At 50.8% G+C, this 12,047-nt stretch carries 11 protein-coding genes; 4 read left to right on the forward strand and 7 right to left on the reverse strand.

Features of this window, described 5'->3' with window-relative positions; genetic code table 11:
• Positions 1-161 precede the first annotated feature (161 nt).
• Positions 162-1,412: an NADP-dependent isocitrate dehydrogenase gene (gene icd / locus ACYP03_RS16900; RefSeq protein WP_248140999.1), complete on the forward strand. Its 1,251-nt coding sequence runs from the start codon at positions 162-164 to the stop codon at positions 1,410-1,412.
• A gap of 388 nt (positions 1,413-1,800) precedes the next feature.
• Here the strand turns inward: icd and cspD are convergent, their stop codons facing one another.
• Positions 1,801-2,025: a cold shock domain-containing protein CspD gene (gene cspD / locus ACYP03_RS16905; protein WP_248140998.1), complete on the reverse strand. Its 225-nt coding sequence runs from the start codon at positions 2,023-2,025 to the stop codon at positions 1,801-1,803.
• Between the two features lie 225 nt (positions 2,026-2,250).
• On the opposite strand from cspD, the gene clpS reads away from it, so the two are divergent.
• Together clpS and clpA are read left to right on the forward strand one after the other, a co-directional pair.
• Positions 2,251-2,571, forward strand: a complete 321-nt coding sequence (gene clpS, locus ACYP03_RS16910; protein WP_248140997.1) for an ATP-dependent Clp protease adapter ClpS — start codon at positions 2,251-2,253, stop codon at positions 2,569-2,571.
• Between the two features lie 46 nt (positions 2,572-2,617).
• Positions 2,618-4,882 (forward strand): ATP-dependent Clp protease ATP-binding subunit ClpA, encoded by a 2,265-nt coding sequence (gene clpA / locus ACYP03_RS16915; RefSeq protein ID WP_459781193.1) that lies wholly within the window; start codon positions 2,618-2,620, stop codon positions 4,880-4,882.
• A gap of 144 nt (positions 4,883-5,026) precedes the next feature.
• Here the strand turns inward: clpA and infA are convergent, their stop codons facing one another.
• The 3 genes from infA to aat form a co-directional block, all read right to left on the reverse strand.
• The gene (gene infA / locus ACYP03_RS16920) at positions 5,027-5,245 is read right to left on the reverse strand and encodes a translation initiation factor IF-1 (RefSeq protein ID WP_027252769.1); all 219 of its coding nucleotides are present in this window, start codon (positions 5,243-5,245) and stop codon (positions 5,027-5,029) included.
• A 175-nt stretch (positions 5,246-5,420) separates the two neighbouring features.
• Complete coding sequence (locus tag ACYP03_RS16925; RefSeq protein WP_459781195.1) at positions 5,421-6,110, reverse strand: arginyltransferase; 690 nt, start codon at positions 6,108-6,110, stop codon at positions 5,421-5,423.
• 7 nt (positions 6,111-6,117) lie between these two features.
• Positions 6,118-6,822, reverse strand: a complete 705-nt coding sequence (gene aat / locus ACYP03_RS16930; protein WP_459781196.1) for a leucyl/phenylalanyl-tRNA--protein transferase — start codon at positions 6,820-6,822, stop codon at positions 6,118-6,120.
• A 30-nt stretch (positions 6,823-6,852) separates the two neighbouring features.
• Here aat and ACYP03_RS16935 point away from each other — a divergent pair, with 30 nt between their 5' ends.
• On the forward strand, positions 6,853-7,317 hold the full coding sequence (locus tag ACYP03_RS16935; RefSeq protein WP_248140990.1) for an outer membrane lipoprotein: 465 nt from the start codon (positions 6,853-6,855) through the stop codon (positions 7,315-7,317).
• A gap of 60 nt (positions 7,318-7,377) precedes the next feature.
• Here the strand turns inward: ACYP03_RS16935 and cydC are convergent, their stop codons facing one another.
• The 3 genes from cydC to trxB form a co-directional block, all read right to left on the reverse strand.
• Positions 7,378-9,099, reverse strand: coding sequence for a heme ABC transporter ATP-binding protein/permease CydC (gene cydC, locus ACYP03_RS16940; RefSeq protein ID WP_459781199.1), 1,722 nt, complete (start codon positions 9,097-9,099; stop codon positions 7,378-7,380).
• A complete protein-coding gene (cydD, locus tag ACYP03_RS16945; protein ID WP_459781200.1) occupies positions 9,092-10,864 on the reverse strand; it encodes a heme ABC transporter permease/ATP-binding protein CydD in 1,773 nt (590 codons plus the stop codon). The genes cydC and cydD overlap by 8 nt, the downstream gene beginning before the upstream one ends.
• Positions 10,865-10,960: 96 nt before the next feature.
• Positions 10,961-11,917 (reverse strand): thioredoxin-disulfide reductase, encoded by a 957-nt coding sequence (gene trxB / locus ACYP03_RS16950; RefSeq protein WP_248140985.1) that lies wholly within the window; start codon positions 11,915-11,917, stop codon positions 10,961-10,963.
• Positions 11,918-12,047: the final 130 nt, after the last annotated feature.

Below are 12,047 nucleotides of genomic sequence, written 5' to 3' on the forward strand. Positions count from 1 at the left end.
GAGGTTTCATTGTTTTCATGCCGATAAGATTTCAGGGGGATAAGCGTTTTGTGAGCGGATGATTATATCCTAAAAATCCGCCCATGGCGTGTTGGCAAATTTTCAAGTATGATGCCCCGGCATCTTACAAAAAGATAACAAACGGACGCTAGGAGAATTTAATGGATAGTAAAGTAGTTGTACCAGCTGAAGGTCAGAAGATTACCCTTGATGCTCATGGTAAGCTGGTCGTTCCTAACAACCCAATCATCCCTTTCATCGAAGGCGACGGTATTGGTGTTGATGTAAGCCCTGCAATGCTGAAAGTTGTTGATGCAGCGGTTGAGAAAGCTTACGGCGGCGACCGTAAAATTTCTTGGATGGAAATCTACACCGGTGAGAAATCAACTCAGGTTTACGGTGAAGACGCCTGGCTGCCTCAAGAAACCCTCGATTTTATTCGTGACTACAAAGTTGCGATTAAAGGCCCGCTGACCACGCCTGTAGGTGGCGGTATCCGCTCTCTGAACGTTGCTCTGCGTCAGGAACTGGATCTGTATATCTGTGCTCGTCCGGTTCGTTACTTTGACGGCGTGCCAAGCCCGCTGAAACAGCCTGAACTGACTGATATGGTTATCTACCGTGAAAACTCGGAAGATATCTACGCGGGTATTGAGTACAAAGCCGGTACTGAAGAAGCGGACAAAGTCATCAAGTTCCTGCGTGAAGAAATGGGCGCAACCAAAATCCGTTTCCCACAACAATGTGGTATCGGTATCAAGCCTGTTTCTGAAGAAGGTACCAAGCGTCTGGTTCGTGCTGCGCTGCAATACACCATCGACAACGATCGTGATTCACTGACTCTGGTGCACAAAGGTAACATCATGAAGTTCACCGAAGGTGCCTTCAAAGACTGGGGTTACGAAGTTGCGAAAGAGTTTGGTGCTGAGCTGCTGGACGGTGGCCCATGGATGACGCTGAAGAATCCAAACACCGGTAAAGAAATCACCATCAAAGACAGCATCGCAGATGCCTTCCTGCAGCAAATCCTGCTGCGTCCGGCTGAGTACGATGTGATTGCAACACTGAACCTGAACGGTGACTACATCTCTGATGCACTGGCTGCACAGGTGGGTGGTATCGGTATTGCACCGGGTGCCAACATCGGTGATGGCGTTGCACTGTTCGAAGCGACTCACGGTACAGCACCGAAGTATGCAGGTCAGGACAAAGTAAACCCAGGTTCTCTGATCCTGTCTGCTGAGATGATGCTGCGTCATATGGGCTGGACTGAAGCTGCTGACCTGATCATCAAGTCAATGGAAGCGGCTATTCGCAACAAAACTGTGACTTACGATTTCGAGCGTCTGATGGACGGTGCGACACTGCGTAAGTGTTCAGAGTTTGCGAACGATATGATCGAGCAAATGTAATTAAACTGAAAGTTCGATTTCAGAAGGGCTCAGCTTAAGGCTGGGCCTTTTTATTTTGTTGGGAAAACGTGCTCACAAATGGCATCAAAGTCTGGTGAAGGGATTGTGTTGTTTTATACAGATCAGCCATAATTACTTCAGCCGTCATCCGGATAACTGCTGTAAAAGAATATGAAGCAGTGAAGTTGTTTTTTATTTGTTAATTTTCTGTGATTTTATGGCTGTATTCATCTTTTATTCACTTATCGGTCAGTAAGAATATTACTGAGCCTGGAAAAAGGAATAAAAAATAAAAATGAATTTGTCAGTAATAAGGTTGGCGGGGAGTGGGAACTAAAAGGTGAGCATGTGCCCACCTAATCAAGTGATGTAAACGTGTCAGCAAATGTTATTTACTGGCGCTTTCAGCATCGATGGGGACAATTTCACTGGCGTGGTAGCCTTTCGGGCCAGTCTGAACGGTGTAGTTAACTTGTTGACCTGCCTTGAGTGTGCGATATCCTTCCATCTGGATAGTTGAATAGTGTGCAAAGATATCGCCTTCGCCGTTTTCAGGGCAAATGAAACCGAAACCTTTTGCGTTGTTGAACCACTTAACTGTACCTGTTGCCATGCTTTACATCCCTCTTTGCATTCAATTTCCATTTAGCATTTATATAACAATACAGTTTTATCATGAGTTGAATATAAATGCTATTTTGATGCAGATAGTATCTACTACAAGGTACACTTTAGTAAAAAGACCTAGACAGTCAAGCACGACTTGTAACATTTGGATGAAATCTTTTTTGTCCGTCGCAATCTAGCAACCGATTGAACATATGACTAAGATGAGATTATGAGTAAGTTAAGTGAATGGATTAACCCTGAGTCAGACGTACTGAACGAGGAGGACACTCAGGTTAAGCCGCCATCGATGTACAAAGTGATTTTGAATAATGATGATTACACACCGATGGATTTTGTGATAGAAGTGTTACAGAAGTTCTTCTCCATGGACTTGGAGAGAGCAACACAGTTGATGCTGACTGTGCATTATGAGGGGAAGGCAGTATGCGGCATTTTTACTGCCGAAGTCGCTGAAACCAAAGTGGCTCAAGTCATGATGTATGCAAGAGAGCATGAACATCCGCTACTGTGTACGATGGAAAAAGCCTGACTTTTTCCGGCACGCCAATTCGAGTGGTATTTAGGGGAGGTGCCTTATGCTAAACAAAGAACTTGAAACCAGTCTCAATGGGGCTTTTGCACGAGCAAGGGAAAAGCGCCATGAGTTCATGACAGTTGAGCATCTGCTGCTGGCGCTTTTGGAGAATCCTGCTGCTCAGGAAGCCTTATTAGCCTGCCGGGCTAATCTGGACACCCTTCGTAAAGAACTGGATGCATTCATCGAGCAAACAACACCATTGATCCCAGCGGATGATGAGAGCCGGGAAACCCAACCGACGCTGAGCTTCCAGCGTGTCTTACAACGGGCCGTTTTTCATGTTCAATCTTCTGGTCGCAGCGAAGTGACCGGCGCAAACGTACTGGTTGCTATTTTCAGTGAGCAGGAATCTCATGCGGCTTATCTGCTGAAGAAAAGCGATATCAGCCGACTGGATGTGGTGAATTTCATTTCTCACGGTACGGTCAAAGACAGCGACAATGACGATTTAAACCAATCGGATGTCAGTTCAGACGACTCTCGTGCAGAAAACGGGGAAGACCGTCTGGAAAACTTCGCAACGAACCTGAACCAGCTGGCTCGTGCGGGAGCGATTGACCCGCTGATTGGCCGCGAACATGAACTGGAACGTACTGTTCAGGTGCTGTGCCGCCGCCGTAAAAACAACCCGCTGCTGGTGGGTGAGGCTGGTGTTGGTAAAACGGCAATCGCGGAAGGTCTGGCATGGCGGATTGTGGAAGGCCAGGTTCCCGACATTATTAAAGAGTGTGTGATTTATTCTCTGGATATTGGTTCTCTGCTGGCGGGCACCAAGTATCGTGGCGACTTCGAAAAACGCTTCAAAGCGATTCTGAAACAGCTGGAAAAAGAAGAGAAAGCGGTTCTCTTCATTGACGAAATCCACACCATTATTGGTGCAGGTGCCGCTTCCGGTGGTCAGGTCGATGCCGCCAATCTGATTAAGCCATTGCTGAGCAGCGGTAAAATCCGCTGTATGGGTTCAACCACTTATCAGGAATACAGCAATATCTTCGAGAAAGAGCGGGCACTGGCTCGTCGCTTCCAGAAAATTGATATTGTTGAGCCGTCTCTGGATGACACGACGAAGATCCTGATGGGACTGAAACCCAAATATGAAGCACACCATGAAGTGCGCTATACCAACAAAGCCATTCGTGCAGCGGTAGAGCTGTCGGCAAAATATATCAATGAGCGTCATTTACCGGATAAGGCAATTGATGTGATTGATGAGGCGGGCGCACGTTGCCGTCTGGCCCCTGCCAGTAAGCGTAAGAAAACTATCAATGTCAGCGACATCGAAGCCATGATTGCCCGGATTGCCCGTATTCCTGAGAAATCGGTGTCATCCAGTGACAAAGAAGTGCTGCAAAAACTCGACGGCAAGCTGAAAATGCTGGTGTTTGGTCAGGATCCTGCCATCGATGCACTGACAGAGGTCATCAAGCTGAGTCGTGCTGGTCTGGGGGCTGATAACAAGCCTGTCGGTTCTTTCCTGTTTGCCGGCCCGACCGGGGTAGGTAAAACGGAAGTGACCGTTCAGCTGGCGAAGATTCTTGGCATTGAGCTGCTGCGTTTCGATATGTCCGAGTATATGGAGCGCCATACGGTCAGTCGCCTGATTGGTGCGCCTCCAGGCTATGTCGGGTTTGATCAGGGCGGTTTGCTGACGGATGCCGTCATCAAGCATCCGCATTCAGTGGTGCTGCTGGATGAAATTGAAAAGGCCCATCCGGATGTGTTTAACCTGTTGTTGCAAGTGATGGATAACGGGACGCTGACGGATAATAATGGCCGAAAAGCGGACTTCCGGAATGTCATTCTGGTGATGACCACCAATGCGGGTGTGCAGGAAACGGTGCGTAAATCGATTGGTCTGGTTCAGCAAGATCACAGCCATGACGCGATGTCAGAAATTAAGCGTGTGTTTGCACCGGAGTTCCGCAACCGTCTGGATAACATCATCTGGTTTAACCATCTTGAAAAAGAAGTCATTAATCAGGTCGTCGATAAGTTCATTGTTGAGTTGCAGGCACAACTGGATGCAAGAGGCGTATCCATGGAAGTGTCTAACGAAGCACGTGAATGGCTGGCGAACAAAGGTTATGACAAGTCGATGGGGGCTCGTCCGATGGCCCGTGTCATTCAGGAAAACCTGAAAAAACCAATGGCGAACGAATTGCTCTTTGGCAGTCTGGTCAATGGTGGGTCTGTTCGGGTTGGTCTGCGGGATGACGGTACGCTGGACTTCCACTTCAGCAGTGAAATGGAACCGGCTCACTAGTGTTCCACTGAAAGACAGTATTCGCTGAATAAAGAAACGGGACCTTCAGGTCCCGTTTTTATTCATCCTGTTTCAACAGGGAATGAGAGTTCTGCGTTGTTTGCAGCAGAAAAGCCAGAATGACTGGTCTCTGGCTCAGTACTATTAGCGCGAACGGAAGACGATGCGGCCTTTAGACAGATCGTAAGGAGTCAGTTCTACTGTTACCTTGTCGCCCGTCAGAATACGGATGTAGTTTTTACGCATTTTGCCGGAGATGTGTGCAGTCACAACGTGACCGTTTTCCAGCTCAACGCGGAACATAGTATTAGGTAGTGTATCTAGTACAGTACCTTGCATTTCAATTACGTCTTCTTTTGCCATTGAATCCTCTTAGGCTACCGTGCCATGCTTCTGATTGGGCCGGATAATGCCTTGAAACTGTTTAAGTGTAAAGTTAGGCCCGCAATTTTACCCTCGCAGCTTCTCTTTGTCAGCTTTTGTTGCAAACTTCATTTCTTTTCGCAGAGAAGCGATCGAGATATACCGGCCGAATGCTTTACTGCCATTGCCCCTTGACCAGCTTCTGGTAGGGCTTGAACCGGGTTTTATAGTTCATCGCAGGGCAGTCATCAATCTGATAACCTGGATACAACCAGCGCCGTTCCGTTTCCCGGCAGAAATCAATCTGTTTCAGAACGCATAACGTGCCCAGAGAGAGCGGATGTTCGGGGTCAAAAAACGTATAGACTGCACTCAGGGCTTGATCAAGAAAATCTGTTACAGCAACCGCAACCAGTCGGCCCGCCTGATACAGGTGCAGGAAGCGTGTATCCATCCAGCTCGCCTGGCAAAACTCAAAAAACTGTTGTCTGTTTGCCGGATACATCGCCCCGTGGACGTGCCGTTTCCGGATATAGTTTTCATAGAGCGGAAACCAGTTGTCATCCAGTTTGGATTTGAACTCAGCGTGAAAGCTATCCAGTTGTTTGAGCTGACGTTTCTGGCTTTTACTCGGGCTAAAGTTCTGACAATCAACCCGTAATGGCGTGCAGGCCTGACAGTGTTCACACATCGGCTTATAGATAGCCTGTCCGCTGCGGCGGAAACCGCAGCCGAGTAATGCGCCGTAACCGGACGTCGTCAGCCAGCGGTGGTCAACGACGACACCCAACTGTTCTTGCTGTTCAGGCAGGTAACTGCAATTGATGACGGGCGTAAAACCTAAGCGAATACTGGGAAGGCTCATGATGTTCCTACAACGTAATAACCTGAGGTGAGTAACAGTCTGCTGTAAGTATGGCGCATCTCAGGTGGGCCAGGCTTTGCAAAAATGCGTCACGATCGATTTCTCGTGCGCCCAGAGAGTTCAGGTGAGGGTTCATGATCTGACAATCAATGAGTTTGCCGCCGTGGGCACTGAAGTGGCGGCAAAAATGCCAAAGCGCAATTTTTGAGGCATTATCAGCCAGAGAAAACATCGATTCACCACAAAAAACTGCGCCGACGCTGATTCCGTACAAACCGCCAATCAGCTGGCCTTGCAACCAGACTTCAACGGAGTGGCAGTGCCCCAGTTGATGGAGATTTTTGTAAGCCTGAATCATGGCTGGCGTGATCCAGGTGGCATCCGGACCACGACTGTATGCACACTGCTCAATCACCTGATGACAGGCATGGTTCAGTGTCACCTGATAGCCTGATTTGCGAAAAAATTTTTTCAGGCTTTTGCTGGGCTGGAAAACATCGGGCAGAATGACTGCACGGGGAGAAGGGCTCCACCATAACAGGGGCTCCCCTTCGGCATACCAGGGAAAAATCCCCTGCTGATAGGCATGGATGAGCCGCTGGGGACTGAGGTCGCCGCCAAAGGCCAGCAGACCATTCGGATCTTCCAGTGCGGTATTGGGATGGGGAAACTCTAAATCAACCTGATCAAGCTCAGGCAAGTATATAGCCATATAAATACAATCTAGTTGGAGAAAATCCGTATGAAAAAGTGGTTACTGTTCGTGTTGCTGTTTCCACTGGTGTTGCAAGCTGCACCTTATCACCGCAATCAGGCCCGGCCAGTGAATCAGGTCGTGTTCGGCCAGTTGGAAACTGTACGTTATATTACCCAGCAGGAAGTGGTCAACTCCAGTCATAACGGCTGGGAAACACTTTTGGGGGCTGTGGTCGGGGGCTTGATCGGGAATCAGTTTGGTGGCGGTCACGGGCGTGAAGTTGCAACCGCCATTGGCGCGATGGCTGGCGCTGGGGTTGCGTACCGCCAGCAGGACATCGGACAGGCAATCCGGCACTATAAACTGGTCGAGCTGCTGATCAAAACAGAAGAAGGGAAGCTGGTGGATGTGATCCAGGATGTGGATCCGGATATGCTTTTCCAGTCAGGCGATAATGTCCGTATCCTGTATTTTGATGATGGCGTTCGGGTTGATCGTACCTATCCGTAATCTCTGCCCGTCTCACAACGAAAAAGGCTCTGAAATCATCAGAGCCTTTTGATATGCAGGTCAGATACGTTGCCAGAGTTCGCTGTACCGGCCTTGCTGGGCCATCAGTGAGGCGTGATTGCCTCGTTCTATGATGGCTCCCTCATCCATCAGACAAACCTGATCCATCTGTTCCAGCCCGACCAGGCGGTGGGTGATAAAGACCACGGTTTTCTCCGCCATATGTTCAAACAGCAGTGACAGGATTTGTTGTTCCGTGCGGCGATCCAGTCCCTCTGTCGGTTCATCCAGCAGCATGACCGGAGCATCGTGCAGCAGGGCACGGGCAATCCCCAGCCGACGGCGTTCACCGCCGGAAATCTGGCGGCCACCGTCGCCCAGCCAGGTATCCAGCCCATTGCCTTCCAGCAGTTTTTGCAGTCCGACCTGAGTCAGGGTTTGTGCAAGTTCTTCATCATTGGCCTCAGGTTTGGCCAGCAGCAGGTTCTCACGAACCGTGCCGTTAAAGATATCCACCCGCTGGCTGACCACACTGATCGCGTTGCGCAGCGATGCTTCCTGCCATTGAGCCAAAGGCACATTATCCAGCAGAATCTGTCCTTGCTGAGGGTCCCAGTTCCGGGTCAGTAACTGCAGCAGCGTGGATTTACCACAGCCGGTACGGCCCAGCAGCGCCAGTTTTTCACCGGCTTTCATGGTGAAGGAAACCTGATTGAGGACGCTTTTTTCACTGCCGTGATAAGTGAAGTGAATGCCCTCGACCCGGATATCACCTTTCACATTGGCCTGATGGCCGTTGGGATCAAACGGGGTGTCCGGTTCAGCATGGATGATTTCGTTCAGACGTCTGGCCGATGTCAGGGTTTGTCCCAGATACTGGAATGCGCCGGCGACAGGCATCATCAGTTCAAAGCTGGCCATTGTGGCGAAGGCGGCGAGGGCAATCATTGGATCAGGCGTTGTCCCGCCGACACCATCTGCAGCCAGCCAGAGCATCAGGACCAGGGTCCAGCCAGTCGCCAGCATCAGCATCGCGCTTGCCATGCCGGTCAGGCCGGCCATACGGCGTTGCGCCAGCAGCAGGGACTTTTGTTCATTGAGTGTCTGTTCACGGTAACCCGGTTCTGCATTGAACAGCAGCAGTTCGGCCTGGCCCTGAATCCAATCAAGCAGACGGATTCGGAATCCGGCTTTTGCCAGCGTCAGGGTTTCACCGTGTTTTTGCCCTAATTTGTAGAAAATTACCGGCAGGGTGAACATCAGCGTCAGCAAGATACTGCCAAGGACAAGACCCAGCGTTGGATCAAACCAGGCCAGAAATCCGCTGATTGCCAGCAGTGCTATCACCCCAATTACTAACGGACTGATCAGGCGAAGATACACATGATCCATCGCATCGACATCAGCGACCAGGCGGTTCAGCAAATCTGCATCCCGCAGATTGGTCTGACGGCCCGGGATCAGCGGGGTCAGTTTGCGGAAAAAGAAGATTCGCAGATCCGCCAGCAACTTGAATGTTGCATTGTGGCTGATGACACGCTCTCCCCAGCGACCTGCGGTTCGCGCAATGGAGAAGCCACGCACGCCAGCCGCCGGGAGCATGTAATTGAACGTTTCACGGGCGATGCTCAAACCGGCGACTGCAGATGCGGCCAGAAACCAGCCGGATAAGGTCAGCAGGCTCATGGCGGCAAGTAAGGTCGCCAGGCCCAGCAGCATTCCCAGTGTCAGACCGAACCAGTGCCGGCGGTACAGTTTCAGGTAAGGGATTAAATCACGCATCGAGATCCCTCTTATCAGTGTGCGATAACATGTCGGCTAACAAACCTTCCCGGCTGATCTGGCTGAAATGGCCTTGTTGGACGATCTGGCCATTTTCCAATACCAGGACTTTATCCATTTCGGTGAGCTGGTCCAGACGGTGACTGATCATCAGCGCTGTCTGTCCCTGAGTCGCCTGATTCAGACTCTGCTGAACCAGTTGTTCACTGTTGGCATCCAGACTTGCTGTGGGCTCGTCAAGCAGCCAGAAGCTGCCGTTTTGCAGCAATGCACGCGCGACAGCCAGACGCTGCGCTTGTCCGACGGATAAGCCGGCAGAGCGGTCACCCACCGGGTGATCATATCCACGTTCAAGGCGCTGGATAAATTCGCTGGCAAAGGCTCTTTCGGCGACTTGCTGAATATGCTCGTCCGTGGCCTGCGGGTTCCCTAAAACAATGTTGTCGCGGACACTGCCATGGATCAGCAGCGGATTCTGTCCGACCCAACTGATGGCCTGACGCCATTGAACCGGATCGATTTCTCGCAGCTCTGTACCGTTCACCCGGATGCTGCCTTCATAAGGCAGGAAGCCGAGCAGGGCGTTCAGCAGGCTGGTTTTTCCGGCACCACTCGGTCCGATGAGCGCGACCTGCTGGTGCGCTTCAATGTCAAAACTCAGCGGCCCTGCCAGTATCTGGCCTTGCGGACTCAGTACTTTGACATCGTTCAGGCGGATACTGATGGTTTCAGGCGCTTCGAGCGGCTGCTCGCCCTGGCTCATGTTATCCGCTTTTGTATTCAGGAAAGTCACGATAGATTCTGCAGCGCCAATGGCCTGTGCTTTGGCATGATAATAGGTGCCGAGATCACGCAACGGCTGGTAGAACTCCGGCGCCAGCAGCAGGATAAAGAAGCCGGTAAACAGGGTGATTGGCAGGCCGTAGTGGCCGAAATCTAACTCACCGATGAATGAGAAGCCGAAGTACACGGCGACCAGAGCAATCGAAATTGCCGTAAAAAATTCCAGAACCGCAGAAGAAAGGAATGCAAGACGCAATACTTCCATCGTACGTTTGCGCAGCGTATCTGCGGCGTCATGCAGGTTTTCTGCTTCTGCTTCAGCACGGTTAAACAGGCGCAGTGTCGCCAGTCCCTGCAGGCGGTCATAAAAGTGCCCGGACAGACGCTGCATCGCTGTAAAGTTACGTCGGCTGGCATCTGCGGCACCAATACCAACCAAGGCCATAAAAAAGGGAACCAGTGGTGCGGTGACCAGGAAAATCAGTCCGGCGGCCCAGTTGAACGGGAACACGGCGACTAAAATCACCAGCGGGATCAGAACGGACAGCGCCATTTGCGGGAGATAACGGGCAAAGAAATCCTGCATTTCTTCAACCTGCTCCAGGATCAGACTTGCCCAGGAGCCAGCCGGACGTCCTTTAATGAACGCCGGACCCAACTGATGCAGCCGGTTGATAATCAGTTCCCGGATATGCAGGCGGATTTGTTCGCCACAGCGGTAACCTGCGACTTCCCGTCCCCAGCTGCAGGCAGCACGCAGGGCAACAACAGCAATTAATCCCGCAAAATGAGGAAGCAACTGATGTTTGTCGGTCTGTTCGATAATGAGTTGCTGCAGGATAGTGGCGAGTAGGCCTGCCTGGGCAATAAGGAGAAGACCCGACAGAAATCCCAGGCCCACACTCAGCATCAGCCAGGGTTTGGCCAGCTTGCTTTGCGATTTTAACCACTTGGTCAACTCGCGCTGTAATTGTTTATCCATGTTGAAATAGCGCTGTATGGTTGGTTGAATTCTGGTTTCCCAATTGGGGGAAGGTAAACAGGCCGCAGTCGATTGCCGCGGCCGTAGTCATCGGTATTACTTGCTTAGGGCATCCAGATAGCGTTCTGCATCCAGAGCTGCCATACAGCCTGTTCCGGCAGATGTGATGGCCTGACGATAAACATGATCCATAACATCACCCGCGGCAAAGACACCGGCAACGCTGGTCTGGGTCGCATTTCCTTCCAGCCCGGACTGTACCTTGAGATAACCGTTTTCCATGGCCAGCTGACCGGTGAAAATATCTGTGTTCGGCTGGTGACCAATCGCAATGAAAACACCCATCACGTCGAGGTTTTCGGTGGCGTCTGACTTGGTGTCTCTCAGGCGTACGCCGGTTACACCCATGTCGTCGCCCAGCACTTCATCCAGCGTACGATCGGTATGCAGGATGATGTTGCCGTTGTTCACTTTGTCCATCAGACGATCGATCAGAATCTTCTCTGAGCGGAAGGTATCACGGCGGTGAACCAGGTGAACCTCTGAAGCGATATTGGCTAGATACAGTGCTTCTTCAACCGCTGTATTACCACCGCCAACAACCGCGACTTTCTGATTGCGGTAGAAGAAACCATCGCAGGTTGCACAGGCAGAGACGCCGCGTCCCTGAAATGCCTGCTCGGATTCCAGGCCAATATATTTGGCGGAAGCGCCTGTTGCGATAATCAGCGCGTCACAGGTGTACTCGCCATTGTCTCCTTTGAGGAGGAAAGGTCGCTGGCTGAAGTCTGTTTCGTTGATATGATCGAAAATAATTTCCGTATTGAATTTTTCGGCATGAGTTTTCATGCGTTCCATCAGTGCAGGACCTGTCAGGCCTTCTGCATCGCCTGGCCAGTTCTCTACTTCTGTTGTGGTTGTCAGTTGACCACCTTGCTGCATGCCAGTAATCATGACTGGATTTAAATTGGCGCGGGCCGCATAAACCGCTGCGGTATAGCCGGCTGGGCCAGAACCGAGGATGAGTAGTTTACTGTGTTTTACGTTACTCATTGTTTCTCCAGACTTAGTCAGCGTCACGTATCAGTAAGGCATCGATTGTAGGGAAATTGCAGGTGTAAGGAAAGAGCAGACCATAGCTCTGTTACAAACTCAATGAAAAAGCGCTAAAAACAAAGTTTTC

Source organism: Photobacterium sp. R1, assembly GCF_054600795.1.

Excerpts from the sequence above, each read along its gene's own strand:
- icd (WP_248140999.1), top strand. The coding sequence starts at position 162 with ATGGATAGTAAAGTAGTTGTACCAGCTGAAGGTCAGAAGATTACCCTT.
- cspD (WP_248140998.1), bottom strand. The coding sequence starts at position 2,025 with ATGGCAACAGGTACAGTTAAGTGGTTCAACAACGCAAAAGGTTTCGGT.
- clpS (WP_248140997.1), top strand. The coding sequence starts at position 2,251 with ATGAGTAAGTTAAGTGAATGGATTAACCCTGAGTCAGACGTACTGAAC.
- clpA (WP_459781193.1), top strand. The coding sequence starts at position 2,618 with ATGCTAAACAAAGAACTTGAAACCAGTCTCAATGGGGCTTTTGCACGA.
- infA (WP_027252769.1), bottom strand. The coding sequence starts at position 5,245 with ATGGCAAAAGAAGACGTAATTGAAATGCAAGGTACTGTACTAGATACA.
- ACYP03_RS16925 (WP_459781195.1), bottom strand. The coding sequence starts at position 6,110 with ATGAGCCTTCCCAGTATTCGCTTAGGTTTTACGCCCGTCATCAATTGC.
- aat (WP_459781196.1), bottom strand. The coding sequence starts at position 6,822 with ATGGCTATATACTTGCCTGAGCTTGATCAGGTTGATTTAGAGTTTCCC.
- ACYP03_RS16935 (WP_248140990.1), top strand. The coding sequence starts at position 6,853 with ATGAAAAAGTGGTTACTGTTCGTGTTGCTGTTTCCACTGGTGTTGCAA.
- cydC (WP_459781199.1), bottom strand. The coding sequence starts at position 9,099 with ATGCGTGATTTAATCCCTTACCTGAAACTGTACCGCCGGCACTGGTTC.
- cydD (WP_459781200.1), bottom strand. The coding sequence starts at position 10,864 with ATGGATAAACAATTACAGCGCGAGTTGACCAAGTGGTTAAAATCGCAA.
- trxB (WP_248140985.1), bottom strand. The coding sequence starts at position 11,917 with ATGAGTAACGTAAAACACAGTAAACTACTCATCCTCGGTTCTGGCCCA.